The organism is Streptomyces goshikiensis (assembly GCF_014650555.1).
GTDB lineage: Bacteria > Actinomycetota > Actinomycetes > Streptomycetales > Streptomycetaceae > Streptomyces > Streptomyces goshikiensis.
In genome coordinates, this window is sequence record NZ_BMVE01000025.1 from 1 (window position 1) to 25,904 (window position 25,904).

Here is a 25,904-nt window from a genome sequence, read left to right on the forward strand (position 1 = left end):
AGTGAGCAAGGCCTGAAAATCATCTTCCCGCTGGTAAGCCGCAAGGAGCGGCACGTCATAGCGGCCGCCCTGCCTCTGGCCAACTGACCGCCCAGGACAGGACGGGAGCGCAGGCAGATCCGATTGATACCCTATGTCGGAATTTCGGGAAGTGGTTCAAAGTGAGCTGGATCCCGTAGAAACTCGCAGGTCACGAAGACTGCTCCCCGCACCCGCGGGGATGACCCCGAGACGGCGGCCGGGGCGCCGGGGCGTGCGCCCTGCTCCCCGCACCCGCGGGGATGACCCCCAGGAGCTTCGCGCCCAGGTGGCTGAACTCCTCTGCTCCCCGCACCCGCGGGGATGACCCCAGGTCCTACGTCCGGCCGCACCGGCGCCGGACCTGCTCCCCGCACCCGCGGGGATGACCCCCTGTACCGCGGGGCCGGCACCGAGGAGCTGAAGCTGCTCCCCGCACCCGCGGGGATGCTCCCTCGGTCGGTGATTTCTCCAGCCTGCCCAACCCCTGCTCCCCGCACCCGCGGGGATGCTCCCAGTCGAATCCGACAATGTCCGCGCCGGAGAAGCTGCTCCCCGCACCCGCGGGGATGCTCCCCAGCCCGGCCCGGCCGGACTCGCCGCGATCGACTGCTCCCCGCACCCGCGGGGATGCTCCCCGCACCGCCGAGCTGTCCCGCCGCAACGACTTCTGCTCCCCGCACCCGCGGGGATGACCCCCTCTCGCTGTGCGTAACCATGCGTCGGACTGTCTGCTCCCTGCACCCGCGGGGATGGCCCCGCCTCGCCTTCCATCGCGGGCTCGGCGAAGCGCTGCTCCCCGCACCCGCGGGGATGACCCCGGGAGCGTCAGCAGCGACTGGTCGCACGTCAGCTGCTCCCCGTCCCGCGGGGATGACCCCGAGATGCTGCAGAACGGGCTGGACGAGGACCCCTGCTCCCCACACCCGCGGGATGACCCCGTGTCGCCCATCCCGGAGCCCCAGAGGGACCAGCCGCTCCCCGCACCCGCGGGGATGCCCCACCCCGTTACCCAATGGGGGGCGAAGCTGGCGGATCGCTACCCCTGACCCGGTCCGGCGAGACCTCGAAAAAGACCGCGGCCGCCAGCTTCTCGCCATCCTGCGCACCGACGCCGATGCCGGCCGGCCGCTGCCCATCGACAGCGAGCTCGCCCAGGCCGTCGCCGTCCTCGCCCGGGGCCAGCAAGACGCCGTCTGGGATCGCAACCAGGTCGGCAACAAGCTCCGCTCCCACCTTCGCGAGTACTTCCCCGGCTGGCTCGCCGCCGGCCGCCGCAGCGACTCCGGCGCGGGCTGGTCGGCTTGCCCGCGCCCCGCTGCAGGCGATGCTCAAGCGGTCGCAGCGCAGTCGCGCCCGGCCACGTCGGCGTACGGTCGTCGGCAGGCCCCGCAGTAGGTGTCCAACGCGTCGATCCGCTGCTCGGTCTTTGTGCGGCGGAGGAGCAGCGGAGGTCGGCGATGCGGGCCACGGAGTCACGGAGTCGTCGACGGCGATCTCGGCCGCGACGACCCAGGGGTGTGCGCGTGCTTCGGCGTGCTGATGGAACGGGACGTCGACTCTTCGGTCACGTGATGATCTCCCCTGCAGGACCTATGGCCCGCTCCAAGGTCTTCCTCCTGTGGAAGACGCGGCAGCACATCGCTTCGTTACGTCAAGTCCGTCGGGCCGGCGGGAGGCTCCGCGGCACTTCCTCAGGCGGCGCTGGAACGAGGCGGCCGGTGCCTGGCAGTGGCCTGCGCGATCAGTACCGCGGCGCGCTCGACCTCGGCGGCCGTGGTGTTGCGGCCGATGCCCAGGCGCAGGGTGCGGCGGGCCTGGGTGCGGGTGAGGCCGATGGCGGTGAGGACGTGGGAGGGTTCGCCGGTTCCCGTGTTGCAGGCGGATCCGGTGGCCGCGGCGATGTCCGGGAGGTGGTCCAGGACGTCTGCGGCTTCGGCGTCCGGGAGGGTGAGGCTGAGGGAGCCGGGGATCCGGCGGCTGGGGTGCCCGTTGACGGTGGCGCCGGGGAGCGCGTCGAGGAGCCTGTCCTGGAGGCGGTCGCGCAGGGCGCGGATCTGCGTGGGGGAGGGGGCGGTGTCGCTGGTGACCAGATGGGCGGCAGCGCCAAGGCCGACGATGGCGGGGACGTTGAGGGTGCCGGCCCGTAGTCCGCGTTCCTGGCCACCGCCGGTCTGCTGGGCGGTGAGGAGGGTTCCGCCGCGGACGTAGAGGGCGCCGATGCCCTTGGGCCCGTAGAGCTTGTGGGCGGAGAGGGAGGCGAGGTCGACGCCGAGTTCGTCGGCGTCGAAGAGGCCGTATCCGGCACTCTGCGCGGCGTCGGTGTGCAGGAGGATCCCTCGGGGGGCGGTGAGCTGGGTGATGTCAGCGATCCGTTGCAGGGTGCCGATCTCGTTGTTGGCGTGCATGACGGAGACGAGGACGGTGTTCGGGGTGAGGGCGGCGGCGATGTCGTCGGGGTGGACTCGTCCGTGCTCGTCGACGGCGACGCGGGTGGAGGTGTAGCCGTGGTGGTCGACGAGGCGCTGGACGGCGGCGAGGACGGCCTTGTGCTCGATCGCGGTGGTGACGATGTGCCCGCCGTACGGGCGTTTGGCGAGGGCGCCGCCGACGATGGCGAGGTGGTTGGCCTCGGTGGCGCCGGAGGTGAACACCACCTCGACGGTGTTCCTCGCGCCGACGAGATCGGCGACCTGCCGGCGGGCGGTGGCGACGGCCTTGGCCGCTGCCCGGCCGTAGGCGTGGGCGCTGTTGGGGTTGCCGTACTCGGTGGTGAGATACGGCAGCATTTCGTCGAGGACGCGGGGGTCGAGCGGGGTGGTGGCCTGGTGGTCGAGGTAGATCGGTCGGCTGGTCACACTGCCTCCTCCTTGGCCCGGTCGACGGCCGGCGCGGCCGCGGCGTACTTGCGTTCGCCGTCGACGAGGTCCCAGTAGACGGTGCGGGGCTCGGCGAACACGGAGTAAGCGGTGGCCAGGCACCGCCAGTTCCGGTTCGGCTGCACCCGGGTGAGGACGAAGGCGTCCTCGAACAGCTTGGCGGCGCGCCGCATCAGGGCCGGGCGTGGGTCCTGGGGACCGAACAGATGCAGGTAGCCGCGTTCGCGGAGCCACGTTTCGGCGTGTTCAGGCTGAGGGTCTCCGGCGAGCTGGCCGCCGTCGGCCAGGGTCTGGGCTGCGAGGCGCTCCAGGCGGCGGCGCAGGCGGGCGTCCTCCCCACCGGGGCAGTGGTCGCCGGTGAACGTCCACTCGTGCCAGCGGGGTGTGCTGTAGCGGTCCCAGTCGACGACGTCGAGCTGGGCGGTGACCTGGGGCGGCAGTTCGCCGCGGGTGAGATCGGCGACGTCGTAGCCGGGGCCGAGCGCTTCGAGGGTGAAGGTGCCGCGGATGCCGGGGCCCGGGCGGTCCATCCGGATCATGACGGTGAGCCTGTTGGTGAACCGGTTGGTGGGGCTCGCCAGGATGACCGCGCGCCCGTCGGCCAGCAGGGGCTGAGCCCGGTGCGCGATCTCACCGATGGAGAAGGTGTTGCCCCCGCGGTAGTACTGCTTCTTCTCGACCCCGCCGTCGGAGCGGATCATCAGCCGATCGGTGCCGAGCACAGTGGCGAGGGCGTGGGCGGCGGTGCGTATCTCGCCCGCGCTCTGACCGGGCCGTAACAGGGCCGCGTTCAGGGTGGGCAGGCGCAGGGAGTGCAGCAGCGCCATGGTCTGCCACTTCGGCCACCGCCGGTCCTTCGCCGCCGCCGCGAGTTCGTCGGCGCTCATGCTGTGCAGGGGTCGGGGCAAGGGAATCGCCATGGTGTCCCCGTTCGTCGTCAGGCGGTCGCGGTGGCCAGGATGGTCGCGGTTGCCAGGACGGCCGCGGTGAGGGTGTCGCGCGTCTGGTCGCGGTTCTCCACGAAGGGGTGGTCGCGCCAGTCGTACTGCTCGCCAATGCCGTACTGGTCGGCGACGACGCGGCGGACGAACTGGCGGGCGAACCGGCCGTCGGCGGGCCAGTAGCAGTGCTCGCCCGGGCGGGTCGAGAGATACAGGTATGAGGTCTCCGCGGCCGCCGGCAGGTCGACGAGCGAGGAGAGCCGCCGACCCGGGCCGCCGACCTTCTCGTACGCGGCCAGGACGGCGTCCGGGTCCGGTACGGGGATGAGGTGGAGGTGGGCGTGGCCGCAGCAGGAGGCGCCGAGCTCGCAGTCCCGCGGCCCGTGCTCGGCGACGATGGTGGGGCCGTAGTGGGCCTGGATCAGGGTGCGCATCGACTCCAGTCCGGCGGCGACCTGCGGGAGGTCGGCGGGCGCGACGTCGGCGGCCGCGTCGAGGTGCTCCAGGGGCATGTAGAGGGAGTAGCCGGGGGTGAGGCAGCCGACGGTGGGGAGGAGGACCCAGCGGTCGGTGGTCTCGGTGATGATGCGGCTCCTGGGCGCACGCTCGGTGAACTCGATGCAGAACTGGCAGTCGTCCATGGCGGTCACCTCTTGTTCGGGTCGCCGAGTTCGTCGGCGTAGCGGCTCTGCAGGTCAGTTGGCCGGCCGTAGAAGGGGTGGGTGGCCGCGGCGTGGCCGCCGCCGCGGAGCTGGAGTACGAGGCGGGCCAGCGGCATGCCGTGGTGCAGGCGCAGCGTGGCCGGGCACTCGTTGACGAGTTCGAGGGTCAGGTGGCCGGACCAGCCCGGGAGGACGAACGGGCTGGTGACGTGGACGGCCAGGCCGACGCGGGCCAGGTGGCTCAAGCCGCCGATCAGCCCCGTGACGTCAGGGCCGAGGGAGACCGGCTCGGAGGCCGCTGCCAGGACCATCTGACCGGGCGCCAGGTCGTACGTACTCCAGTCGGTGATCCGCGGGCCGTACAGGGTGTCGATGCTGGTCTGGTCGGCCAGGTCCACGACGGCGCCGGGATCGACGAGCGGCTGGATCGGACTGCCCAGCTTCAGGAGCAGGCTGTCCCCGCGCAGTTCCCCGTCCCACGTCACGGCGCCGCTCTTGATGTGGTCCTTGATGGACGCGGCTGAAAGCATGACTCACCCCCGGAATTCAGGCATCGGTGTGGTGACTGTCGCCAGATCGAAGGCGACTGAGGAAATGTTCCCGTGGATAGCCCGCCATGTCTCCATGTCCACCCGAACATTTAAAGGTTTTCCTGGCGTGAAATGCGGTGAAGTCCACTACTCCTGGCCGCTCGGACAGTGCAAGCTGGTGGGGTGGCGCCCAGGGGAGGGGAAGCGCATGCCTTCGATACCGTCCGGCCCGCTCAAAGTGCCTGGTCCCGAGGGGTTCCGGGGCGATCTGCTCGCTTGCTCACCGGACTTGCTGGACCTGACGTGGGACCAGATGCGCACGCTCGTCGTCGTTCACGAGGAGGGCACGGCCCTCGCGGCGGCCCGACTGCTGGGGCGGGAGCAGTCCAGCGTGCAGAAGCAGCTGGACATCCTCAACCGCAACTTCCAGGCCCTGACCGGCGAGCTGGTGGTCGTGAAACAGGGCCGCGGCCGCGATCTGCTGTTCACCCCCACCGGGCTGGAGGTCGTGGACCGAATCCGGTCCACGTTCTCCGACTGGCTCCAGGGCATCGCGAACTCGCGCCGCCGGCTCGGCTCCACCCTGACCGTGGGCACCACCGAGTTCACGCTTCCCTTCCTGGCACGGGTGTGGGAGCGGGTCGAGCCCGAACTGATGGCGCGGGAGGTGGAGCTCAAGGTCGTCCACGTACGTACCCGCGACTTCCGGCAGCGCCTGGACTCCAACCAGGTCGACCTCCTGTGCGGCGGGCTGGCCGCGACGGTCGGCGACGACCTGCTCGCCCCCGAGTACGACTTCCTGGAATGGCACCGCGAAGGCCTCGCCCTCCTGACGAACCTCTCCGTCCGCGAGCTGCCCGCCCGCCAGGTCGGCGTTGAGCGGCTGCGGAACCTGCCGCTGGTCATCCCCTCCCGCGGGGTGATCGCCGACTTCGTCGAGCGCTGGTACGGAACCGACTTCCGCACCCACCTCCAGGTCGTCGCGGAGATCGACGACATCTATTACGGGCTGGCCCTGCTGCGCTCCGAGATGACCCGCGGCTGCATGCTCTGCGCCCGCTCCATTGGCGAGGCAGCCGTCGCGGGCCGGCTGCCCGGCGGCGAGGGGTTCCGCCTGGTCGAGTTCGCCGACGACTTCGCCCCCATGCTCCAGCTCGTCTCGGGCGTCTTCGCGCGCAAGGGCGAGCGGGACACCTACGACGCTTCGCACCCCTTGAACGTGCTGTGGGAGGCGTTCCGCGAGGAAGCCGCCTCCGGCCGGCCGCTCCCGCTGTGACCATCCCGTCCGCCGAAGGGCACCTCTGATGCTGCTGGCCTCGATCAACCTCAACAAGCGACTCGGCGCGGACGGACCGGACGGCGCCCGGGCACGCTTCGCCGCCTGGCTGCGCGCGCACGACGTCGCGGTCATCGTCGCGCAGGAGCCCTACAAACCTGCGGACCGGCGCCCGCCCCTCCTTCACGGGTACGTCTTCGCGGGCGGAGACGGCCACCTCGCCACCTGGGTCCGCGAGGACATCGCTGCGCCGGCCGTCTCGGCGCCGACCGCCTGGGCACAGCGGGCCGAGCTGGGCTGGCTCACCGTCCTGCAGGTCCACCTCGACGCTTACACCAGCGGAGCGCGCACCGCTCAGCTCGGCGAGCTCGCGGCGATGGCCTCGGCCGAGGGTGGGCGGCCACTGCTGATCTGCGGGGACTTCAACCTCGCGCCGCGGCCGCAGGACGGGCTGTACGACGGGGAGGTCAGCGGGTTCACCGCGGACACCGAACGCAAGGCGCTTCAGCACCTGCTCCAGAGCGCGTGGCTCGTCGACACTACCCGTCCGGACGGGGAGGACGAAGCGAAGTTCACGTTCGAGCGGCTCTTCACCGGCAAGCTCAGCCGCTTCCGCTGTGACCTCGCCCTGCTGAGCGACCACCTGGCCGCCGGGGTCTCGGTCACAACCCGGGACGAAGTCCGTACGGGACCGGGGGCGTTCACCGACCACTCCGCGCTCCTGCTCGACCTGCCCCTCACCCCGGAAGCCGCGGAGCCGGACGACGTCCTGTTCGCGATCAGCGACCTCACCGGCAAGCAGCCGGCGGCCGCGGGTGCGCGCCCGTACCAGCCCCACAAGACCGCGATGAGCCGCCAAGGAGCCTCACCGGCGGCCCGGGCAGTCACCGGACACCTGACGGGCCCGCTCGGCGTCCGTACGGTCCTGGACCACGGCTGCGGCCGCGGGGCCGACGTAGCCCACTACCGGGCTGCCGGGCTGGACGCGGACGGGTACGACCCGCACGAGGGGTTCGGCTGGCCCCGCCCGGAGCGGGAGGGCTATGACCTGGTGACCCAGATGTTCGTCCTCAACGTGCTGCCCGACCCGGGAGCGCGGATCCGCGCGCTGCAGGACGCGGCCGCGTTCGTACGCCCCGGCGGGCACGTCGTGGTCGTCACCCGCTCCCCTGAGGAGATCACGAAGGCTGCCGCGGGCGGTACCTGGACGGCCCACCACGACGGCTTTTGGTCGAGCGAGGGGAAGGGGACGTTCCAGCGCGGCATCAGCGCGGCGGAGACCACCGCGCTGGCCCGCCACGCCGGCCTGGTCCTCGCGGCGGGGTCTGCCGGGCTGTCCCTGCCCGGAGTGAGTCACGTCGTGCTGGTCAAGCCCGAGGTGTAGTGGTGTTGCGGGGCCCGCACCGCAGGTCAGCGGTTGCCGGTCCAGACGATGCGTTCCGCGAACCCACCCCGCTGCTCGGCCTTCGCTGCCCGGATCTTCTCCAGCTGAGCCGGATCGACGCCGAGGTCGGCCGCGAGGGCGAAGGCGACCTCGAGGACGTCCGCGAGCTCTTCGGGGGCGTCGGTCTCGTCCGCCTCCATGTACTCCGCGACTTCTTCGGTCAGCTTCGCGCGGAGGCGCTGGCGGTACTCGGCCGGATCGGCCACGTAGACCTCCGGCTCGGCTCCGTCCGCGCGGATGATCTGAGGAATCCGGTCCCGTACCAGCTTGCCGTAGAGCACGTACTTCTCCTGCACCAGGTCGCCATGGGCCGGCCAGACGGCCGGGCCCTCATGTTGTTCGAGCCTAGAGATGGGGCCTCAACTGGCGCCATCAGAACCAGGAATCCCACCCGAAGCGGTTAGCCCTGTGGCTGAGCCGCGCCTCTGGAGCCACCAAGTACTGCTCTCGGGCCGGCGGGCTGGTGTGGGGCTTCGCCCGTCCTGGGATAGCCGCTCGGCGATGGCGTACGAGTCCAGGCTCAGGGCGCGGATGTCGTCGACCAGGTCGCGCCACGGCTGCCCGAGGCCTCCAGGTAGGCGATGGCGACGCCGTATCCCCGTACGCCTCGTTGCGGGCGGGGAGAGGACGCAGGACTACGCACTCACTCCTCCAGGAACACCGCGGCGCGCCAGAAGGCGTCCGCGTCGGCCTGGTCCAGGCGGGGGGTATTGACGCGGTGCCGGGCGGCCGTGCCGACGAGCACGGAGAGGTCGTTGACGGTGAGGCCGGAGCGCAGGCTCTCCTCCTGGCGGTCCAGGAGCCATCGGTAGTCGACGAGCAGTTCCACTGGGGTCAGGCGGCCAGGCCGCCCGCGGGGTGTGGTGGGCGGTGGACGGCGGCAGCCCGCCGAAGTCGGCGTCGAACCGCTCTAGAAGTCCGGGCGCGCCGATGGCGCGCCGGAAGACGGCCGTGGCCGTGTCGAGCCGCTGCTCGTGCTCCTTCTCCTCGGCGACCCTGGCGAGATGGTCCTTCATGGACATGCCCGCGGTCCGCGGATTCCTTACCCGCTGGCTCTTCGAGATCCCGCCCGGAGTCTTCATCGGCGGACCGTCTGCCCGTGTCAGGGCGGCGCTGTGGGAGGAAGTTCGGCGATACGCGGGCATGGGGCGCGCTCTTCTGGCGTACAACACCGACAATGAACAGGGCTTCGCCTTCGAGGCCCACGACCACAAGTGGCGCCCGATTGATCATGAAGGAGTCACGCTGATCCACCGCCCCAGTGACCGCGTCGCTCCACCGCCGCCGAGCCGCCAGGGCTGGAGCAAGGCGTCGAAGCGCCGCCGTTTCGGAAACAGGTAGATCCGATTGATACCCTATGTCGGAATCTCGGGAAGTGGTTCAAAGTGAGCCGGATTCCGTAGAAACTCGCAGGTCACGAAGACTGCTCCCCGCACCCGCGGGGATGACCCCTACTGGGGCGGCTGGAGGTGGCCGCGGCTCAACTGCTCTCCGCACCCGCGGGGATGACCCCGGGGACTCGGCCAGCTCGTCCATGCTGGTCGGCTGCTCCCCGCATCCGCGGGGATGACCCGTGCCCACCCTGGGCCGGTACGTCATCCTCCCCTGCTCCCCGCACCCGCGGGGATGACCCCCGGCCCCACCGGCCGGGGAGGCCGAGGCGGCACTGCTCCCCGCACCCGCGGGGATGCCCCCCAGCATCCGCTTCACCAGCCCCCGCCGGCTCTGCTTCCCGCACCCGCGGGGATGACCCCGAGACGCCCACCCGGTCAATGGTCTGGCCTGCCTGCTCCCCGCACCCACGGGGATGACCCCGGAGTCGATGGTCTTGGCATAGCCGATCTGGCCTGCTTCCTGCACCCGCGGGGATGACCCCTGGTGAAGCTTGACGATGACCGTGCCGTCCGGCTGCTCCCCGCACCCGCGGGGATGACCCCGGCCGAGCCCTCACCAGAGTCGTCACCATGACCTGCTCCCCGCCCCCGCGGGGATGACCCCAAGGTGCTGGCCGTCAGGTGTTCTCTCACCACCCCGAACGCATGCCGAACGAGGAGTCCGACGAGATCCTTGACGCCCTCACGAGGGTCATGTTCCTGGGCATCGGCCACCCGGACCGTCCGAAGCTGGTCGTGATGGGGAAGACGACCCGCCGAGGGCATAGACGACGTCCCCTCCCCGGGCCCCCCGCCCAGCACCTTCGACTCGGTCCGCTGGGGTGCGTGCGGGGCCTTAATGTCCGGCTGGACAACCACAAGGCCCCGCGGACGCGGTGACGTTCAGAAAGGCGCGAGCCCCTTTGCAGCCGGCTCGGGCCCGGCATCCTCGAACATCGGCAGCAGCAGGTCCGAGTCTGCCGGGATGAGGCGACCCGAGGCGATGCAGCTGATCGGGGGGAGCCCGTGGCGGCGGTTCTGCGGCCCCGGCGGGTCGTGCCGGGCCAGGTGGCGCGTGTCCGGGCTGACGGCGACGGAGCGACGGCAGGCAGGGCAGGTGATGCGAGGCCATGCGGACATGACGAAGTCTCCTTCGTTGAAGGTGTGTTGAGGAGTCGCGTCCCCGAGAACCGGGGCGTGTTTGGAGAGTAGGAGCGCCGGCTGAGCCTGGCGAGCGGCGGCTAAAATCGCACCGGCGCACTGCATCTCAGCAGGTCACACTCAAAGAAACTCAACGGAACAGACGAATCGGGTCGAGATAGCTCTAGAAGGATCGAGAAAGCTCTAGGCCACCGACCCCGAACTTGGCCGGATCACGTTAGGTGCCCGCGTCGGGCCCGCAGGGGAACGTATTTTCGGACACGGCGAACATCCCTTCTGTGAGGGCGAAGCGGAGGGTGTCCTCGGAGGTCGAGGTGTGAGTGGAGCGTATGACCGGCCGGGCAGCCTGGCGAGCACCGAGTGCGGAAACCGGCAACGGGGGCGTTGCCGCAGGTGAAAGGCTATGCAAGGTATCGCAAGAGGACATGAGTGCCCATCAGTGGCTAACTATGACTAACTTCCGCGAGATCATTAGAGGCCAACTTGGCCAGTTCGCGCCGTCGGTCACGGCCCGCCTGCATGGTCAGGATCTGGGGCATGGCGAAAATCCCTCCCATGGAGGCGTATCCGGTGTGTGGCGTCGGCCCGATCGGAGCCGGTGAAGCGAGAGTAGGACGAGAGCCCCGTGGTGGCGAGTAGCGCCAACCAAAAGCCGCCATGACCTGCACGTAGTCAGACTGCGCGAGAGTGTAGGCAGAGTGCGCGAGACGGTATTCAGAGTGTCGGGAGAGTAGTGCCAGAGTGCTCCGGAGGGGCACGGGCGAGTTGGCTTGTTCCGTTCGCCTGAGGGGAGTCTGGCATGGCGCGGCAGGGACGATGGGAGCGCAGACGCAGATTCCGTCACCGTGGAACGGTGAGGATTGGTGAGTCTGGCCGAGGGGGTCCGAGAGCTGGTGAGTTACGGACGTCTCGAACTCGCCGTTCACCCCCGCAGAGAGCCGCGCTGGACCGCATAGGTCCACCCGCGGGGAACCGGGCTTCCCTCGTCCAGCCGCAGGGCCTCGTACGTATCGCAGACCAGCCGGAAGGCGGCTTCCTCGGCTGCCAGAAGGTCGATACGGAACGGACCGGCGACGTAGACGGGCCGGCGCTCGTCGCCCATCACGTTCCAGTCGAGCCGGTGATTGAACGCCTCGGACAGCTCGTCGTCCGGCTGCCTGTCCTGCCGGGGCACGCGACGCTGCTGAAGGTCTCCGATGCCCATCGAGTACTCGTCGAAGTGCTCGATCACGTCCCGGGCCTTCTTGCCGCCCGGCACTGCCTTGTCGAAGTCGGCGAGAGCCTCCTTCAGCAACTCCTTGGCCGGCCCGGTCTTGAGGTGCTCGGACGTCATTCGGACACCACGGATCACGTGCCGCAGCGCCATCACCGTGTACGGGGCGTCAATCACCGCGCGGTCGGGATCGCCCTCGTTGAGCATCCGGTGAACGTCGAGCGCGACCTTGCGGTGTGCCATCCACGCCGATGTGTGTCCGATGTTGGCGCCGTGCTGCGTCGGCTGCCACCGTGCATTGGTCTCGCTCATCTTCCGAACCTCCCTGAGTACTTGGGCAGAACAGGCCAGGATACGGGTTCGCACCGACAGCGGTCGCTAGCATTTTGGGGAAGATTCAGCAGACGGTGCCGAAGCCCTGACGTCCGCACCGCACGCCCTGAGCGTTCTTGCGTTACCTCGGCGAGATCGGTAGACGGAGCTACGCGACGGAGCGGTTGAGGCTTGTCCTTAAATGGGTCGCAAGCTCCGCCGCGCAGGGCCGCGCGCTTGGCAACGGTGTTACGGGCGGTCTTTGCGGCGATGTAGGCGCCCAGGTCCCTGTGCTGGCTGGCCAGGATGTGAGTCCCGGAGGCTGCCGTGGAGAGCGCTGTCCCCTACGGTGTCGCCCACGTACACGTAAGGGGTGGGGATCGAATGGACGCGGGCGACTGGATCGGGCTGGGGAGCGCTGGGGTTGCTGGCGTTGCTGCTGGGATTGCGATCTGGCAGGCGAGGATAGCCAAGGCTTCAGCCGCCGCCGCGAAGACGCAGGCGAAGGCGGCGGAGCGGCAGGTGCTGATCATGGAGCAGCAGCTGGCCAACGAGAATGCCGACCGTGATCACGCAGCCGGGCCCGTGTTCCAGGTGACGTCGGCCGTCATCGTGGACGACTACCGCGGTCAGCCCGAAGCGCGTATCACGGTCGAGCAGGCTGCCGGTGCGCCACTGTCGAAGGCCACAGTGAGCACACGCACCTCGGACAACGTCTTTGGCCTTGTGCGCGGGGACGAAACACGTGGGTCTGTTGAGTGGACCGACACTGCTGAGGGCTCGACCTGCGAACTCCGGGCGGCCCTTGAGTACAACTTCATTACCCCGGTCAATGTGGTCCTCGACTTTGCCTGTGTTGAGGCGCACGGTGACCGAACCTGGCAGCGCAGCATCACTGCGGTCCCCCAGCGGCCGCCGGAGGAGCCTTAGCGCCGTCCCCGTGTGCGTTGGGTGCAGTGAGACGGTTCTGTGTTTGGCGCGGCCCGGTCCGGAGCCCGGCTACCCGACGTGGCGGGGCTCGGCACCGCCCCACGAGCGCAGATGTTGGAGTGCAGCACTTGTGGTCCGAAATCGCGCCGTGGCCGAGCCGCCCGCGTCAGCACCAGGGCGAAGCTCTTCGAGTAGCAGAGGCGCAGGCAGGCGTACAGCGGGGTCCCTGACCGTACCTATTCGAGCATCGTGTGCCCGAGCTGCTGGTGGCAGAAGTGGATCAGGTCGAGCCCCCGCTGGAACGCATCGGCGGTCTTCTCCTGGCCCTTCTCCCGCAGGAGCTTGATCCCGTTGTTCGACCAGACGACCGACAACGCGGTGTAGCAGAGCGCCTGGTTCCAGGTGCCCAGCCCCGTCAGCAGGCGGAAGGCGGTCATCACGACCTCCTTCATCTCCGCGTCCGTGAGCTCCCCCATCTCGAAGAGGTCGAGAGCCTTCTTCGCGCCGCGTGAGATGCCGGTGTAGATGTCGAGGGCCTCCTCCGTGAGCGGCGATCCGTCGGGGCGGGCCGAGGGCAGCATGTCCACCGCGGCCACCCCGAAGCGGGTCAGGAGCTGCCGCTGGTCATCTGCCGCCAGGAACCGCTCCCACATCTCTTCTTCGGCGACGCGGGCAGATGCGTACCGCTCGCTGACCGGCCGGGCCTGCTCGGCGCGTATCTTCCGGTCGAGTGCGCGCTGGCTGCGTGCCACGTTGCTGAATCTGTCCAGGATTCCCATATTGCTTCCGCCCCTCAATTTGGTTGGCGGGGAGCATATGGCAGCTCGCGTGCGGGGCGGTCTGGCGCCGCCACCTGCGATAACGGAAGCGGTCTATTCAGCCTAAAAATAGCGATATGACCCGAGACTCAAGGCGAGACTTCCTCGAAGGCACCCGCTCCGCCCCGCAGTCGCCCCCGCGCCACACAGAGCCCACCGCCGCACCGCCCCCGCCGCCGCGTACCGTCCGCGCCAACGACCGCGCCGAGTTTGTCGTCTACGCCGGCGCGTGGCACGAGTGGTTTTCCTGCCCGGAGGAAGAGGAGGGCGACGAGGAGCCGGACCTGGAGGCCGCCGCGGACGGGGACGACGAGGACGACGGTCCGGACGACGGAGCGGTGTACCTGCCGTTGAACGGCGGCTGCTGAGTGACCGCGTAGCCGTCTTAGAAGATCCGCAGGTGCTCCGTGCCCTCTTCTCCCTCGGCGGCCGGCGGTTCGGCGTCCTCCGGCATCTGATCCTGCCAGGCGGTCGCCGAGGAGTACGGCAGCTGCACCATGCTGCCTGGGCACAGGATCAAGGACTTCTGTCCGCGTTGCCGCTTGTGCTGTGCAATAGCGCCGTACCCCGTGCGGCTGGTGGGGGTGAGGGCGGTCGGACGGTCGCAGACGGGACAGGCGGTACGAGGGCATGAGGGCATGGCGAAGTTTCCTTCTCGAACGTGAGAGGTCCGGGCAATCCGCGACTGGAAGAGGGCGGCACCTGGCGATGCGTCAATGAGAGCCGTCGACCCGCCGCTGGTGGGAGCGGAGCGATCGGACTCGGCAACACCCGAAGTTCACCGAGGTTCGGCGTAGTTCACTGAAGTTCGGCGAAGTTCGACAGCAGCTCCCTACAGTGGACGGATGGGCGCAGGGGAGACCGGAACGTCAGGGTCGACAGGGCCGGATCAGGGGTACGAGTGGGCGCTGGCCGACTTCGCGGCAGCGCTTGCAGACTTGCGGATCAGCCACGGAGCCCCGACCTACAAACAGATCTCCCAGGCCGCGCGAGCTGCCGGCCGCACGGCGCTCTCCTCGTCAGCCATCTCCGAGGCAATCAACGGGGTACGTCTGCCATCGATGGAGTTCACACTGGAACTTGTGCGCCAGATCGCGGGGCATGATCCCCAGGTTCGCGAGGCGTGGCGGGAGCGGTGGACTCGGGTGCGTCGACTGCAACGCAGAGGGACTAAAAGCAGGGTGATAAGCCCGGAGGAATCCTCACCGAACGAGGGCGGCTCTCAGCAGTCCGTCAACCAGCCGGCTGTTGATCCGCATAGCGCAGCCCTGCGGGAGGCTGCCGAGATCGTGGCGCAGGCTCGGGGTGAGGCGGAGGGCCTGCTCCTTGAGGCGCAGGTTAAGGCGGACGAGATATTGCGTGCGGCCGAAGAGGCTGCGAAGAAGAGAGCCGCACGGGACAACGAGATCTCGCCGGCCGTTGCTCGACTCATGACGCGAGAATCCATGCGCATCATCCTCCTCGGGCCGCCTGGAGCCGGGAAGGGTACCCAGGGCATGTACCTCAAGAGGATTCTTGGCGTTCCCAAGGTCCAGGTCGGCGACTTGATGCGGGAGAACATCTCCCAAGGCACGGGGCCCGGTCTCCAGGCGAAGGAGATCATGGAGCGCGGTGATTTGATCCCCGACGGCGTGTATATGGACATGCTGCGTACCCGATTGAGTCGGACGGATGTGTCTGACGGTTTTCTTTTGGACGGACTTCCGCGAACCCTCGGACAGTCGCAGAGGCTCGATGCCCTGCTCGATGAGCGAGGCCATAAGATCGACATCGCCCTTCACCTTGATATTTCCCGAGACGAGGCAGTCAGACGGATTTCTGGACGAAGGATCTGCAAGGTGGACTCTTCACACGCGTTTCATGTGCTCTATGCGCCTCCGCAGGGATATGACGCTTGCCGTGTATGCGGTGGGGCACTCATGGCTCGCCCTGACGACTCGCGGCAGGTGGTCAAGAACCGTTGGGAGGTCTGGGAAGTCCACACAGATCCGGTGGTGGCGTCATATGGGGCGAGAGGACGGCTCGTTACCGTCTCCGGTTACGGGAGCGTTGACGAAGTGACGGATAGAGCCATCGGAGCGCTCGCAGCCTTCTTCGGCTGAGCTGTCCGGAGATTCTCCCCTCCGCGAACGGTGGGCGCATGGCTCTTCCGAGTTACGCGGCTGGTCCTGTCTCGACCCGCAATACGGCCGACTTCGGACCGGTCCCCGCGCTGCCCCCGCGGCGACTTGGACGCTGTAGCGGGTTCCCGGCTTGAGCGGCGTCCAGCGGTCCGGACCGTGTTCCAAGCGCATTCTCTTCTTCGAGCAGCCAGGGCAGCCTTGGTCACCGCGACATGCTGCCGCCCCACGAAGCCAGCTCCCCGCAGAGGACCGCGATCCACTCGCCCAGATCCTGCAAGTTAGGTGCCCGAACGGGGTACCGCTCCACCGCGTTCTCATTCCGCAGATTGCGCAGCGACGTCAACGTGGGAAGCTCGTTTCCTTCCTCGTCACGATCCTGCGCCCATAGCCCGTGGACGTACTGGTGACGGTAGCCGAAGGCGGCCTTGCACCCAGCGAAGATGTGCTCCAGGACCACGATGCGCTCCAGCGACTCACCGCGGCTCGCTGCGCGCCTCACACATTCGTCCATGAGCTTGTCCATGGGCTGCTTCAGCGGCTTCTCGCTCCGCACCCAGCCGGTGGACACCGTGGTGAGGTGAAAGATCAGGTTCTCCAGCTTCCCGGCGTTGACGACCATCTTGCCCATCAGCAGGTACAGCTCTTCGTCTTCAGTCATGCGGGGGAGGGTAGGTTTGCCGGGGTCTGGCCGCCAGAGGTATCCACGGGTATTTATGGGCCCCCGCCGGCCGCCCGGATCAGGGGCTTCTGCATGGGCTATGCCGCCGCGGGCTGTGTCGTCACCGTGAGCGTCTCGCTGCGGGGACCGGCCCCTGAGGCGCTGAACGCGGCGATCTGGATCCGGTACTCGGTGTTGGCCTTGAGCCCGTCCAGGAGGGCGTTCACGCGCGGCCCCAGGACCCTTGAGGGCTCCGTGGGGAGCGGGTCTTCCCGCTCGGCCATGTAGAGGTTGTGCCCCGAGATTCCCGCAAGGTCGAGCCCGTCAGTGCCGCTGTACGAGCCGGAGCCAGCGGCCTCGCCCACGCCGGACCGCCAGTTGAGCCCTCGCGCGAGGTCTGCCAGCCGCCCGAGACAGGATTTCCGTCCGCGTCGAGGTACCACTGGGGAGCCGGCGGTACCTGAGCCGAACCGTATGGGGGTGTCCAGGTCGCTCGGTCGCGTCGACCTCGGCAGGGGTCCGCGGGGGTCATTCCGTGCGGCCTGAGAAATCGTCACGGTCGGATGTGTAGTCCATCCCCATGCTCATGGGGGTCTTCTTCTTGTTGAGCGCCACGTCCTGCTCCAGGAGGAAAGAGGAAGTCCTGGATTAATTCTGTACTTTCCAGATTTAGTGGTTGAAATTATGTGCCCACTGTTGGCGCAGCACCTTGCCTCGATGATGCCAAGCGGCCACTGCCCGCAGCGGAGTGCCGCGATACTGACGCGATGGCAGACGACCCCGCACCGAAAGTCGACCTCTCGGCCCCAGTGGGGTCCGTCGACCTCCCGGCCGTCGACGGCGACGGCACCCCGTACGAGATCTGGCCGTGTCACGACTGACTGCCCTGGCACGCCGAGGTCGTCTTGGTGGAGGGCGAGATACTCGTGCGTGAGTGGCACGCTGTGGACTGCCCCCAGTTCCAAGACCTCATGAACGACTGAGGGCCGGTTACCGCTGGCCTCGGACCCACGCGCGCACCAGGTCGTCCAGCTCGCGCACCGCCAGGGAGACCTCGCCCGAGGCTCTCTGCCGCAGCAGCCGACGCGCAGCCTCCTCAGCCTCCCAGCGGTCCTGTTCCTCCCACGTGGGCACCAGCCGGCGAGCCCACCCGATGTCCGGTGTCACGCCCCGCTCCGTCAAGTAGGTCGCCAAAGGCTCGCGGTCCTTCTCGGGCTTGTTGTTCGAGCGGGCCTCCTTTTGAAGCTGGTTGAACTCGTACACCGCATCCAGAGCCTCGCGATACTCGAATCCGCAGGGCCGGCCTGCCTCCTCGTCGGCTCGTTCGGCCGCCGCCCACCTCCTGAGCTGTGACCTCTCCTCAAAACCCGGCCGCGGCTCCAAAGGGATCTCCATGTAGGCCGTGCGCGCGTCGTGGATACGTTCGACTGCATCGTCGATCGCCTTCGTGGGGGCCAGAAGCGCGGCGCGATAGTAATGGGCGGTGTCCGTAGGGCGACGGGGGTTGTCGCGTACGGCGTCCAGGTAGGCGGCCAGGGCCTCCAGCTGTTCCTTCGCGTGGGTGGCCCTGGAGGCGATCTCGGCCGTGCGGGCGCTGGCTCGTCGGGTGGCTGTGCCGTTGACGAAGGCGCCGCCCAGGCCGCCCAGCAGGGTGGCGGACGGCACGGCAACGGCTAGCAGAGTGGAGAGTTCCATGGGGGAAGGGTGAGCGCCACGCGACATCCCCAAGGGCGACTTGAGCGAGAACTGAGCCACGGGATCACATGATCTTGCAGAGCGTGAAGAAGCCCCCGCCGGCCGCACCTTCGCGAGCGAAGGAGGGTGGTACCCGACGAGGGCATGAGATCCGGTGTGACGCGGAGTTCTCGAATAACAACTTAGCACAGGAGGTCGACCACAAGATGTAGTGGTAACTTCTTCCCAGGACACTGCCTAACCGCCGGCCACTGCCTCCGCGAACATTCTGAATTCGCGTGTGAGATGTCAGGTCGGGGACTTCGGGCATTTCTCACTTAATGGCGGGTGTTCCTAATTTCAAGGCAACCGCACTATTTCGGATCCGACCCTGCCGTCTCGCATTTTTGTCGGTGTTTTATATCACGTCGGAATTCCCTCTCGCGTCTGTTATCCTCCCCGCCATTTTGAGAAAATAGACCCATGCTCAAAAGGGCTGCCCGCTGGTACCGGGCGACACGGTGTGGCGATTCGCGATAGGGGTTTCTCAAAAATGGGACAGGTTCAAGGGGATAGCTCTGACCTCAGTGAGGCGCAGGCCAAGATCATGCAGCGCGCCGCGTGGGGATTGCTGCATGTCCAGTACGAGGCGAGGGGCGTGAACGTCGTCCGCTCGTACTCCCATGAGGTCAACCACCTGTTGACCGGCATCAAGGGTGAGCGGCGCGGCGCGGTCCCGTAAGGACTCCGTCGAAAAGCTCATCCGGGACGGCATGCTCACCCGGGGAGACGGTCATCAAGTTCGCCCCACCCCGGCCGGACGGGCCGCTCTGGATGCGTACAACGGTGTTCCGGCGCCGGTTTCTGCGATCGCAGAAGAGACCCCCGAGACGGTCGTCGAGGTTGCTCCGGCCGCGCCGGTAGAGGAGTCGCCGGAAGCGGCCATTCGTCGCCACGGGGAGGAGTCGGCCACCGCCCTCGGCGAACTGCGGAGCGCCGTGGAAGCGGCCAAGCGCGAGCACTCATGGGCCACGGAAGCGACGGAAAGGGCCGAGGAGGCTCACACGCGTGAGGACGCGATTCGGGCGGCCCGAGACGGCCGACTCGTGCGTCGAGGATTCCGCCAAGGCATTCAAGGACGCGAAGAAATTCCGTACGTGGGTGCGTGCTGCCCGTAAGGTCATTGACGCTCTGATCTCTGGTGAGTCCTCCGAGACAGCCGAGGAAATTCGGGCCACCGCGTCGGCGAACGAAGCGGACGCCGAGGAGCTGTACGGGGAAGCGGAGAATGCTGCCGACGCGTGCAAGGACTTGGCCGAGTCCGCATGGGAAGCGGCCGAAAGCGCCTGCATGACGTGCGGGTTTTTCCAGTGCGCATGCCGAGAGACCATGAGCGCGGTACTGAACCGATTTGGCGCCCCGGTTGTCGAGGCGCAAGCGGTCGCCCTGGGGTACATGCACCTGTCCGATGACCCGGAAATCGTGGCCCAGGGACAGCGCACTATCGCCGAGGGATACGACGTGCCGCTGTTCTCTCTGGACATCATCGAGGACATCGAGGATGAGCCCGCGCCGGAGTTCGCCGAGGGTGACCGGGTCTGGCATGACGTGCACGGCCTGGGCACGGTCAAGGCCGTGGCCGGTGACGTCGAAATGAGCCCGGTCATGTCGCTGAGCACGGTCACCGTGGCGGCCGGTGAGCTGGCGCCGTTCGTGGCCGAGGAGCGGGAGCCCGTCGTCCGGAAGCTCTTCGGGCAGGAGCTGACCGCAAAGGGGGAGAAGCACCAGTACGTGCTCCGCATGCCGTGGGGCGGTGCGGCGTGGGCCGTGGGGCCGACGGCGGACATCGTGTTCGCCCGGTACAAGGAGTTCCGTACCGCGCCGCTGCGCCGCTTCCCGCCGCTGGTCGGCCCGCTGCCACGTATCGCCGGAGCAGGAGATCACCGCACTGGAGCCCGGTTACGAGCGGGTCGTGCAGTGGGGCAGCGAGTTCCGGGTGCGCACCGAGGGCAAGCACGTCGTCGAGGTCTACGGCATCTCGTACGGCCCGGACCACATGTGCGAGATCACCCGGGATCACGCGCTCAACACCGTGATCCACTGCCGCGCGTTCACCGAGGTCATCCGGTCCGCCGAACTCCTCGGGCTGCACGAGGAGACACAGGTCCGCTGCGGGTCGTGCGAGCACGGATGGGCGTGGGGCCGGGGCAAGTCGCCGAGGGCACGCATCCGGATCGCCGGTCACGAGACGGCCGTCTGCCTGGGCGGCTTCCATTCCTCCTTCGCCGGGATCATCCCCGAGGAGTACCGAGAGGGCCTGCCGCTGAGCGACATCGAGCGGGCCGCGTGCGTCGAATACGCGGCATGGGTCGGCGGGACGGGGGCAAGCAGGTCAAGAAGCAGGAGCAGGGGGAGAGCACGGTGGGACGCGGCAGCATGGCGCCGAAGAAGTCGACGGCGGTCCGGGTCGGAGACATCGTGTTCAGCGACAAGAGCTCCTTCCCCTGCGTCGCCGGGCTGCTCGGTCACCGCTACGTGGTGCGCAAGCTGGCGGGGACGTTTGGCGCAACACGAGCACGGTGACGGGACGCGGCTGGTCTTCGACGGGGAGGACAAGAAGAACATCTGCCGGACGGGCGGGGACTCCTTCCCGAACCTGCCTGCGCTCAAGCGGGCGATCCTTGCTGACGCGGTGGAGCGCGGCCAGGTCGACGGCGAGCAGCTGGAGCAGCAGCCGGTAGCGGAGGAGTCCTCGAACCTGCCCCGTTCGCTGCGGCTGGCCCTGAAGCGCGAGGCGGCGGAGAAGCAGGCACCCACGGTGGAGCTGCCCAAGACGCTGCGCGTCAAGGAGACCAACCCGGGCCGCTGGGCGGCGATGTGCAAGCGCTGTGACAGCGGCTGGGTCTACATCATGAGCGGTTTCGCCACGCGGGAAGAGGCGGCGGCCTGCGCCCTTGAGCACCAGGAGAAGCGGCATGCCCCCCGGGACGCCGTCGCCGAGTCGGTCGCGCTGAAGGTGGCCGTGTCGTGGGACGCCATGGTCTGGGAGCGCACGCACTGGCAGGGGCCCGCCAGCGAGGCCATGCAGGTTCAGGGCGTCATCGTCACCGGGGCCAACGAGGGCGGGGCCTGCGACATGTGTGGGCACTCGCTGGCCTTCCTCATCGAGGTCGAGGCCGACGGCACGCCGTACCAGAGCTGCCGCTGGTGCCTGGGACGTCACACGGACATCCGCGAGCAGCACGGCCACGACTTCGAGACGCTCGCGTGCGAGTACGAGGGCCGCACCTGGAACGACATTGTGGAGTCCGGCCGTGCTTCGGTGACCAGCAGCAGCGGCAAGAAGGCCGCTGGTGGGGTGCTCGGCGCACGAAGGTCGGTGGGTTTGTACGCCGAGCACGCGTACGTTGATCAGGCGGCCGGGGTGTACGTCACCGTGTCGCCGCCGCATCCGGCCGAGATGTGCAGGAGCGAGTCCTTCTCCGCCTCGGCCACCGCCGGGCCCCACCGCAGTTTCGTCGCCGTCCACTCGGACGAGTATCGGCACAGCGCGTTCGAGGAAGGCGGCAGCCATTCGGCCGGGTCCCTATCGGCTTTCGCGCGGTTCGAGGCAGCCGAGACGGCAACCAAGCAACTCGCCTGACCCTGGTCGTTGGCGTACGCCTCGCGCCGGGCGGCGGTCCATTCCGCCGCTCCAGCTGGCGGGAGGCGCTATTCGAAGCGAGCGGTATTCGGGGCTGAAGACTGGTGCTGCCGCATTTGGAGGTGTCGCCTGTTCCGAACGGTAGTCACTCTGAGTTAGCTGTGGATTCTATCTCGACAGCCCCAAGGCCGTAGTAGAAGGGTGAGGGGCGCGCGATCCCCGCCCGCTCCAGGAACAACCCCTCGTAGTGCTGCAGCAGCTCCATGCCGGAGTCGACCTCCGGGGCCGTCCCGTCCTCCTTCAGGTCGCCGAGAAGAAGCTGCGTCCAGCGCTGATCGACAGCTGACCAGACCGCCAGGTGCGATGGCGCAAGGAACACCCACATGGCGTCGACCTCGTCTGGCAGCGTGGGGGCAGTCAGGGTGTGCGCGATCAGCAAGTCGAGACATTCCACGTAGGGCCGGTCGAAGAAGTGGGACACGATGAACACCACCCGCGCCCTGTCGGGCGAGGACTTGTCCCGCAACTGCTTCGCGGCCTTGACGATCATCGACTGGGCCGCCTCGACGACATCGTTCGCTGACACAACCGTCGCCCAATGTGTGCCTGGCCCCTCACCTCCCCTCAGAGCCCGCGAGATCGCTGCGTCGTGCTCACGGAAGCCACCAGGCATCGACTTCACCTCGAAGTCGGCGAACTCGACACCCTTGCGGCCGAGCAGCGACGGCAGCACGCCGCTGTCCGAATCTGCCACGCGGTAGACGAGATCCACGCCGCCGCGGACGTCTACGGCGACCGGCACGATGCCCAGATAGGCCGTCGTCAGCATCGCCGCGAGATGCTCGCCCGCGGCCAGCTTCAGCTGCTTCAGGTCGTCCGCCGGTACCTGCGCCGGCAGTGCCTCCGTCGCCCAGTCCATCACTTCGTAGTTGATGGCGATTATGTGGGTGCCGATGGCCCCATCGAAGCTCTTGGTGCCGTCGTCGTCGGTCATGCGCGCGAGTGTGGCAGCGCCGCGACACGATTGCGACGGGTTTCGGGTCAACTGTAGGCCCGCGCGTCGAGGCGTCGCGCATTCCTCCGAAGCGGCGGAAGCCCCGTCACCGCGTGGCGCCGGGTACATATCGACTCCAGGTGCTGCTGGCTTCGGGCACCAGCCGAGCGTTGGTCTTGCTCAACGCCTTGTCGGGTTGCATCAGATGCAACATCGTGGCGTTGATTGCCCCGCCGCAGGTCAGGACTCACCCACCGTCACCTCGACGAGAGACAACCCCATCCCCACCTGCCTCATGCCGTCAGCACGCAATAGTGAAATGATGCGTCGAGCCCAACTCCGCCTACTTGCTGTCCCAGGCTTCGGCCAGCGGAACCATGTGGTCGATGTCGAGGGAGCCGGCCGCGTTGATGGCGCGCTCGTCGTAGTAGGAGAACCACGCTCCTCCGGTGAGGGCGCACCGTGGGCCGACGGTCGGAGCGATGACTGCCTCTGCCAGGAGCACCTCGTTCCTCGTGCTGCATCCGTCGCTGGGATTGTCGCCCGACGTCCAGTGCTTGAAGGCATCCCGCTGGTAGCCGGTCCGGGATTCGGTGGCGACGGGGAGCTCGGTGACCGCGACGCCGATGGGGAGGATCTCCGGGGCGCTGGGCGCCGCGTGAGCGGTGGTGGGCAGGGAGAGAGGCAGGAGGGCCAGGGCGAGGGCGGCAGCCCCGCGGGCCAGAGTGATCATCACGGACCCTGGTTGTACTGGGCGCTAGGTGATCTTGGGAAGGCCCGCAGGGCTACGTCAGCCGATCAGGTGCTGGGCTTCACCTGGAGAAACGCCACAGCACCCGTCGGCTCCCTAGCGGCAGGTTTTCGCGCCGCGCTAGACGGTCTTGCGTTTTGCGCCCCGGCGCCGGATGGACAAGTTCGCCTGGATGGAGATCACGCGGAGGTTCGCGTGCTCCTGGTGGTAGGCCTCCCACTCTTCCCGCTGGGTGTCATCGGCGAAGAGGGAGCCAACTGTGTTGTCCAGGCCGTTGAGAAGGGGGAAGGCGTCCCACCCGCCCTGCGCATTGACGTAGTGCGTCGCCAGGTCGATGAAGTCCGGGTCGAAGTGGTCCACGTGAACTTCGTCCTCGGCCACCAGATCACCCGTGAGCGCGCACGTCACCAGCCGCTCCTCGCCGGCCTCCTCGAACGCCTTGTTCTTTACGGCGATCACCTGCCACTTCACGGCATCCCGCATCGTGGCGAGCAGGTTCTGTCGCTGGCTGGGCTCTCCGTCCAGGCACACCATGAAGCTGAAGTCGGTGTCTGATCCGTCGGTCCGGATGATGTGGAACCCCACGCTGCCCTTCGTGGTCCTGCGCACCTGGAAGTGGTCGATTCCGGTGCCGCGCTTCTGGTCTGCGTCGTAGTGCCTGTCCAGGAGGTCGTGGAGGAACGCCTCGTCCTCCTGGACGCTGACGCGCTCCCCGGGCTTGTAGCGGTTCCGCACGGCCTGGACTGCCACCAAGGCATCCTTCTTGCGCGGGTACAGGCGGTCACCGATTAATACGGGCTTTGCAGGCATGAGGTCCCTTCAACGCCGTGATGACGAGGTCGGTTGAAGGGTAATGCGGGGGTCTGACAATTCGTCAGGATGTTCGACATATTGTCGCTCAGGCCCAGGTCTCCGGGCCCCCTCCCACCCACTTGAACAGGCTGCGGTCTTCGATGTCCACGGCATCCCAGTCGGGTAGCTCCACCCGCCGCAGGAACTCGCGCAGGTCCGTCTCGCTGTACGCCATGCCCAGGATCGTGCCGTCCACGTGCACGCGCCGGCCGCCGTCTTCACCGGGTGCGTGGATCACGATGCGAGGGTCCATGAGCCCAGGGTGGCCGCTGTGGGGGTGGTAGGCGTGTGGGGAGATGCAGACGGGTGACCTTTGCCTCCGCCGAAAATTCCTGGGGTTCTTGATCTTACGTATGAGGTCACTGCTGGCCGAGGGCTGGCGCATCTTCGACCAGATCGGCTCCCACGAGCCTCCGGCGACGCCGTCCCCTACTGACGCCTTAACGTCTGCCCGCGATCCTGCCTCGGTTCGCGTCCTGCCTTCAGATGCACTGCGCCGTCGGCACTGCCCGCGCCGCGCTGGACGCCCTCCCGCCGGTAAAGCACTCCCTGATCCTGCGGCTCCTTATGGCGGAAGTCGAGCAGTACTGAGCCTCTGCTCTGAGTCGGGCGGCTTCCGTCCAAGCCGCCGCCCTCGCAGTGCCACCAGAGGCCGTTGCGCGAGCAGACGGTGACCAGTCAGTTTGCGTAGACCCGCAAGGGTGCGAGGCGCAGGTTCGATGGGTGCCCTGGTCGAAGGTCGTCCGCTGCCGCGGCCGGTGTCGGAGGGACGGATTAATCTCCGGCCATGGATCTGCCCTACAACACCAGGCCCTCTACGGAGGAGATCATCGCAGCTGTGCCCGGACTCGCGCCGTACCCCCGGGCGGCCGTGGTGCTGGCCCCCGAGCGTGGGGAGCCGACGGTTCACCAGAGCTCGGTGGGTGGACCGTTGCTCTGGCCGGCGGATGAGCCTTGGCCGCACTGCGATGTCGCAGACAAGAAGTCCGGTTCTGGGAGCCTGGCGACGGCCATGGTGGCGGTGGTGCAGGTGTATCGCAGGGACGCACCGGGTGACTGGTGGCCTGAGGACAAGGACGTGTTTCAGCTTCTGTGGTGCCCCAACGTGCACTGGGATCCGCCGGCTCCGCAGGCCGGTGTCAGCCCGGTTGCCGAGATCCGCTGGCGGAAAAGCGCCGACGTCACGCAAATACTTGGCTCGCCCCCGTTGCCCATACGGCAGGAGGACCCCGACTACGGCTACACCCCGGTGCCGTGCACGCTCACCCCGGTGCCCCTCCTCGATTTCCCCTACCCGCAGGGTCTGCCGGACGCCGAGCTCGTCGAGTCCGTGCTGGAGTACGTGGAGGCGACCGGAGACGGAGACGACGTCATCGCCTGTGTGGCGGGGATCAAGTTCGGCGGGTGGCCTACCTGGCGCCTGACTGACCCGGACGACGTCCCGTGTCTCACCTGTGGCGCCCCGTGCGGTCTGCTGTTCACCGTGGGCAGTGACCTCACCACCAAGATCATTGTTGGCAGGTGGGGCGACTTCCGGGTCTTCGCCTGTCCGGTCGGAGATGAACACGGCTACATCTTCGACCAGCACTGATGTCGCTGGAGAGTGAACCCGCGCAGGGGGCATGACCCTGACCTGGGTACGGCACCGCAGG

Annotated in this window: 26 protein-coding genes, 1 pseudogene and 2 CRISPR repeat arrays; of the genes and pseudogenes, 11 read left to right on the forward strand and 16 right to left on the reverse strand. The window is 68.0% G+C overall.

All coding sequences use genetic code 11. The features are described from left to right. Positions 1 to 199 precede the first annotated feature (199 nt). Positions 200 to 834: direct repeats of the CRISPR family, unit length 24 nt; unit sequence CTGCTCCCCGCACCCGCGGGGATG. 273 nt (positions 835 to 1,107) lie between these two features. Next, positions 1,108 to 1,375 (forward strand): annotated as a pseudogene (locus IE248_RS38030) (IS110 family transposase); the annotation flags it as partial. Positions 1,376 to 1,712: 337 nt separating this feature from the next. On the opposite strand, the gene IE248_RS36300 reads toward IE248_RS38030, so the two are convergent. The 4 genes from IE248_RS36300 to IE248_RS36315 are packed head-to-tail and all read right to left on the reverse strand — an operon-like array spanning position 1,713 to position 5,030. Then, entirely contained in the window at positions 1,713 to 2,876 is a 1,164-nt protein-coding gene (locus IE248_RS36300) for a cysteine desulfurase family protein (RefSeq protein WP_190033046.1), read from the reverse strand. Continuing rightward, positions 2,873 to 3,784 (reverse strand): hypothetical protein, encoded by a 912-nt coding sequence (locus IE248_RS36305; protein ID WP_229895793.1) that lies wholly within the window; start codon positions 3,782 to 3,784, stop codon positions 2,873 to 2,875. Before IE248_RS36305 ends, IE248_RS36300 begins: the two co-directional genes overlap by 4 nt. Before the next feature lie 50 nt (positions 3,785 to 3,834). Continuing rightward, positions 3,835 to 4,479 carry a hypothetical protein gene (locus tag IE248_RS36310; protein ID WP_229895794.1) on the reverse strand — a complete coding sequence of 215 codons (645 nt, stop codon included), beginning with the start codon at positions 4,477 to 4,479 and terminating at the stop codon, positions 3,835 to 3,837. Positions 4,480 to 4,484: 5 nt separating this feature from the next. Further along, positions 4,485 to 5,030: a dCTP deaminase gene (locus IE248_RS36315; RefSeq protein WP_190033049.1), complete on the reverse strand. Its 546-nt coding sequence runs from the start codon at positions 5,028 to 5,030 to the stop codon at positions 4,485 to 4,487. Positions 5,031 to 5,238: 208 nt separating this feature from the next. Between IE248_RS36315 and IE248_RS36320 the strand changes: the two genes are divergently transcribed. Beyond that, complete coding sequence (locus IE248_RS36320; RefSeq protein WP_229895795.1) at positions 5,239 to 6,306, forward strand: LysR family transcriptional regulator; 1,068 nt, start codon at positions 5,239 to 5,241, stop codon at positions 6,304 to 6,306. 28 nt (positions 6,307 to 6,334) lie between these two features. Then, positions 6,335 to 7,690 carry a methyltransferase domain-containing protein gene (locus IE248_RS36325; RefSeq protein WP_190033050.1) on the forward strand — a complete coding sequence of 452 codons (1,356 nt, stop codon included), beginning with the start codon at positions 6,335 to 6,337 and terminating at the stop codon, positions 7,688 to 7,690. A gap of 26 nt (positions 7,691 to 7,716) precedes the next feature. On the opposite strand, the gene IE248_RS36330 is transcribed toward IE248_RS36325, so the two are convergent. Together IE248_RS36330 and IE248_RS38035 are read right to left on the reverse strand one after the other, a co-directional pair. Continuing rightward, a complete protein-coding gene (locus IE248_RS36330; RefSeq protein ID WP_229895796.1) occupies positions 7,717 to 8,046 on the reverse strand; it encodes a nucleoside triphosphate pyrophosphohydrolase in 330 nt (109 codons plus the stop codon). Positions 8,047 to 8,393: 347 nt separating this feature from the next. Next, the gene (locus IE248_RS38035) at positions 8,394 to 8,579 is read right to left on the reverse strand and encodes a hypothetical protein (protein WP_229895797.1); all 186 of its coding nucleotides are present in this window, start codon (positions 8,577 to 8,579) and stop codon (positions 8,394 to 8,396) included. Positions 8,580 to 8,764: 185 nt separating this feature from the next. On the opposite strand from IE248_RS38035, the gene cas2e reads away from it, so the two are divergent. Then, positions 8,765 to 9,091 (forward strand): type I-E CRISPR-associated endoribonuclease Cas2e, encoded by a 327-nt coding sequence (gene cas2e / locus IE248_RS36340; protein WP_190033051.1) that lies wholly within the window; start codon positions 8,765 to 8,767, stop codon positions 9,089 to 9,091. 82 nt (positions 9,092 to 9,173) lie between these two features. Further along, positions 9,174 to 9,743: a CRISPR direct-repeat array (repeat unit 24 nt; unit sequence CTGCTCCCCGCACCCGCGGGGATG). 283 nt (positions 9,744 to 10,026) lie between these two features. On the opposite strand, the gene IE248_RS36345 is transcribed toward cas2e, so the two are convergent. Next, positions 10,027 to 10,263, reverse strand: coding sequence for a hypothetical protein (locus IE248_RS36345; protein ID WP_190033052.1), 237 nt, complete (start codon positions 10,261 to 10,263; stop codon positions 10,027 to 10,029). Between the two features lie 943 nt (positions 10,264 to 11,206). Further along, entirely contained in the window at positions 11,207 to 11,809 is a 603-nt protein-coding gene (locus tag IE248_RS36350) for a hypothetical protein (protein WP_190033053.1), read from the reverse strand. 384 nt (positions 11,810 to 12,193) lie between these two features. Between IE248_RS36350 and IE248_RS36355 the strand changes: the two genes are divergently transcribed. Then, on the forward strand, positions 12,194 to 12,739 hold the full coding sequence (locus IE248_RS36355; RefSeq protein ID WP_190033054.1) for a hypothetical protein: 546 nt from the start codon (positions 12,194 to 12,196) through the stop codon (positions 12,737 to 12,739). Between the two features lie 236 nt (positions 12,740 to 12,975). Here IE248_RS36355 and IE248_RS36360 read toward each other — a convergent pair whose 3' ends face one another. Further along, entirely contained in the window at positions 12,976 to 13,491 is a 516-nt protein-coding gene (locus tag IE248_RS36360; protein ID WP_190033055.1) for a hypothetical protein, read from the reverse strand. Between the two features lie 143 nt (positions 13,492 to 13,634). On the opposite strand from IE248_RS36360, the gene IE248_RS36365 reads away from it, so the two are divergent. Beyond that, a complete protein-coding gene (locus IE248_RS36365) occupies positions 13,635 to 13,925 on the forward strand; it encodes a hypothetical protein (protein WP_190033056.1) in 291 nt (96 codons plus the stop codon). Between the two features lie 477 nt (positions 13,926 to 14,402). Next, on the forward strand, positions 14,403 to 15,659 hold the full coding sequence (locus IE248_RS38510) for a nucleoside monophosphate kinase (protein ID WP_308438210.1): 1,257 nt from the start codon (positions 14,403 to 14,405) through the stop codon (positions 15,657 to 15,659). A 223-nt stretch (positions 15,660 to 15,882) separates the two neighbouring features. On the opposite strand, the gene IE248_RS36375 is transcribed toward IE248_RS38510, so the two are convergent. From IE248_RS36375 to IE248_RS36390, 3 genes are all read right to left on the reverse strand, one after another. After that, positions 15,883 to 16,338: a hypothetical protein gene (locus tag IE248_RS36375; protein WP_190033057.1), complete on the reverse strand. Its 456-nt coding sequence runs from the start codon at positions 16,336 to 16,338 to the stop codon at positions 15,883 to 15,885. 98 nt (positions 16,339 to 16,436) lie between these two features. After that, complete coding sequence (locus IE248_RS36380) at positions 16,437 to 16,703, reverse strand: fibronectin type III domain-containing protein (protein ID WP_190033058.1); 267 nt, start codon at positions 16,701 to 16,703, stop codon at positions 16,437 to 16,439. A 625-nt stretch (positions 16,704 to 17,328) separates the two neighbouring features. After that, on the reverse strand, positions 17,329 to 18,033 hold the full coding sequence (locus IE248_RS36390) for a hypothetical protein (RefSeq protein ID WP_190033059.1): 705 nt from the start codon (positions 18,031 to 18,033) through the stop codon (positions 17,329 to 17,331). A 532-nt stretch (positions 18,034 to 18,565) separates the two neighbouring features. Between IE248_RS36390 and IE248_RS36395 the strand changes: the two genes are divergently transcribed. The 3 genes from IE248_RS36395 to IE248_RS38515 all read left to right on the forward strand — a co-directional run bounded on the left by IE248_RS36395 (position 18,566) and on the right by IE248_RS38515 (position 21,655). After that, entirely contained in the window at positions 18,566 to 18,754 is a 189-nt protein-coding gene (locus IE248_RS36395; protein WP_190033060.1) for a hypothetical protein, read from the forward strand. Positions 18,755 to 19,080: 326 nt separating this feature from the next. Next, the gene (locus IE248_RS36400) at positions 19,081 to 20,595 is read left to right on the forward strand and encodes a hypothetical protein (RefSeq protein WP_190033061.1); all 1,515 of its coding nucleotides are present in this window, start codon (positions 19,081 to 19,083) and stop codon (positions 20,593 to 20,595) included. After that, entirely contained in the window at positions 20,573 to 21,655 is a 1,083-nt protein-coding gene (locus IE248_RS38515) for a hypothetical protein (RefSeq protein ID WP_190033062.1), read from the forward strand. Before IE248_RS36400 ends, IE248_RS38515 begins: the two co-directional genes overlap by 23 nt. A 145-nt stretch (positions 21,656 to 21,800) precedes the next feature. On the opposite strand, the gene IE248_RS36410 is transcribed toward IE248_RS38515, so the two are convergent. The 4 genes from IE248_RS36410 to IE248_RS36425 all read right to left on the reverse strand — a co-directional run bounded on the left by IE248_RS36410 (position 21,801) and on the right by IE248_RS36425 (position 24,505). Then, complete coding sequence (locus tag IE248_RS36410; RefSeq protein WP_190033063.1) at positions 21,801 to 22,649, reverse strand: hypothetical protein; 849 nt, start codon at positions 22,647 to 22,649, stop codon at positions 21,801 to 21,803. A 343-nt stretch (positions 22,650 to 22,992) separates the two neighbouring features. Then, complete coding sequence (locus tag IE248_RS36415; protein WP_190033064.1) at positions 22,993 to 23,385, reverse strand: hypothetical protein; 393 nt, start codon at positions 23,383 to 23,385, stop codon at positions 22,993 to 22,995. Positions 23,386 to 23,520: 135 nt separating this feature from the next. Continuing rightward, complete coding sequence (locus IE248_RS36420) at positions 23,521 to 24,150, reverse strand: DCL family protein (RefSeq protein WP_190033065.1); 630 nt, start codon at positions 24,148 to 24,150, stop codon at positions 23,521 to 23,523. 148 nt (positions 24,151 to 24,298) lie between these two features. After that, positions 24,299 to 24,505: a hypothetical protein gene (locus tag IE248_RS36425; protein ID WP_190033066.1), complete on the reverse strand. Its 207-nt coding sequence runs from the start codon at positions 24,503 to 24,505 to the stop codon at positions 24,299 to 24,301. Positions 24,506 to 25,039: 534 nt separating this feature from the next. Between IE248_RS36425 and IE248_RS36430 the strand changes: the two genes are divergently transcribed. After that, a complete protein-coding gene (locus IE248_RS36430) occupies positions 25,040 to 25,843 on the forward strand; it encodes a hypothetical protein (protein WP_229895798.1) in 804 nt (267 codons plus the stop codon). Positions 25,844 to 25,904: the final 61 nt, after the last annotated feature.

Coding starts and splice junctions, on each gene's coding strand:
- cas2e (WP_190033051.1), top strand. CDS start 8,765: ATGGACATGCCCGCGGTCCGCGGATTCCTTACCCGCTGGCTCTTCGAG.
- IE248_RS36390 (WP_190033059.1), bottom strand. CDS start 18,033: ATGGAACTCTCCACTCTGCTAGCCGTTGCCGTGCCGTCCGCCACCCTG.
- IE248_RS36305 (WP_229895793.1), bottom strand. CDS start 3,784: ATGAGCGCCGACGAACTCGCGGCGGCGGCGAAGGACCGGCGGTGGCCG.
- IE248_RS36375 (WP_190033057.1), bottom strand. CDS start 16,338: ATGACTGAAGACGAAGAGCTGTACCTGCTGATGGGCAAGATGGTCGTC.
- IE248_RS36355 (WP_190033054.1), top strand. CDS start 12,194: ATGGACGCGGGCGACTGGATCGGGCTGGGGAGCGCTGGGGTTGCTGGC.
- IE248_RS36310 (WP_229895794.1), bottom strand. CDS start 4,479: ATGGACGACTGCCAGTTCTGCATCGAGTTCACCGAGCGTGCGCCCAGG.
- IE248_RS38510 (WP_308438210.1), top strand. CDS start 14,403: ATGGGCGCAGGGGAGACCGGAACGTCAGGGTCGACAGGGCCGGATCAG.
- IE248_RS36350 (WP_190033053.1), bottom strand. CDS start 11,809: ATGAGCGAGACCAATGCACGGTGGCAGCCGACGCAGCACGGCGCCAAC.
- IE248_RS36365 (WP_190033056.1), top strand. CDS start 13,635: ATGACCCGAGACTCAAGGCGAGACTTCCTCGAAGGCACCCGCTCCGCC.
- IE248_RS36315 (WP_190033049.1), bottom strand. CDS start 5,030: ATGCTTTCAGCCGCGTCCATCAAGGACCACATCAAGAGCGGCGCCGTG.
- IE248_RS36425 (WP_190033066.1), bottom strand. CDS start 24,505: ATGGACCCTCGCATCGTGATCCACGCACCCGGTGAAGACGGCGGCCGG.
- IE248_RS36430 (WP_229895798.1), top strand. CDS start 25,040: ATGGATCTGCCCTACAACACCAGGCCCTCTACGGAGGAGATCATCGCA.
- IE248_RS36410 (WP_190033063.1), bottom strand. CDS start 22,649: ATGACCGACGACGACGGCACCAAGAGCTTCGATGGGGCCATCGGCACC.
- IE248_RS36395 (WP_190033060.1), top strand. CDS start 18,566: ATGGGACAGGTTCAAGGGGATAGCTCTGACCTCAGTGAGGCGCAGGCC.
- IE248_RS36325 (WP_190033050.1), top strand. CDS start 6,335: ATGCTGCTGGCCTCGATCAACCTCAACAAGCGACTCGGCGCGGACGGA.
- IE248_RS36320 (WP_229895795.1), top strand. CDS start 5,239: ATGCCTTCGATACCGTCCGGCCCGCTCAAAGTGCCTGGTCCCGAGGGG.
- IE248_RS36345 (WP_190033052.1), bottom strand. CDS start 10,263: ATGTCCGCATGGCCTCGCATCACCTGCCCTGCCTGCCGTCGCTCCGTC.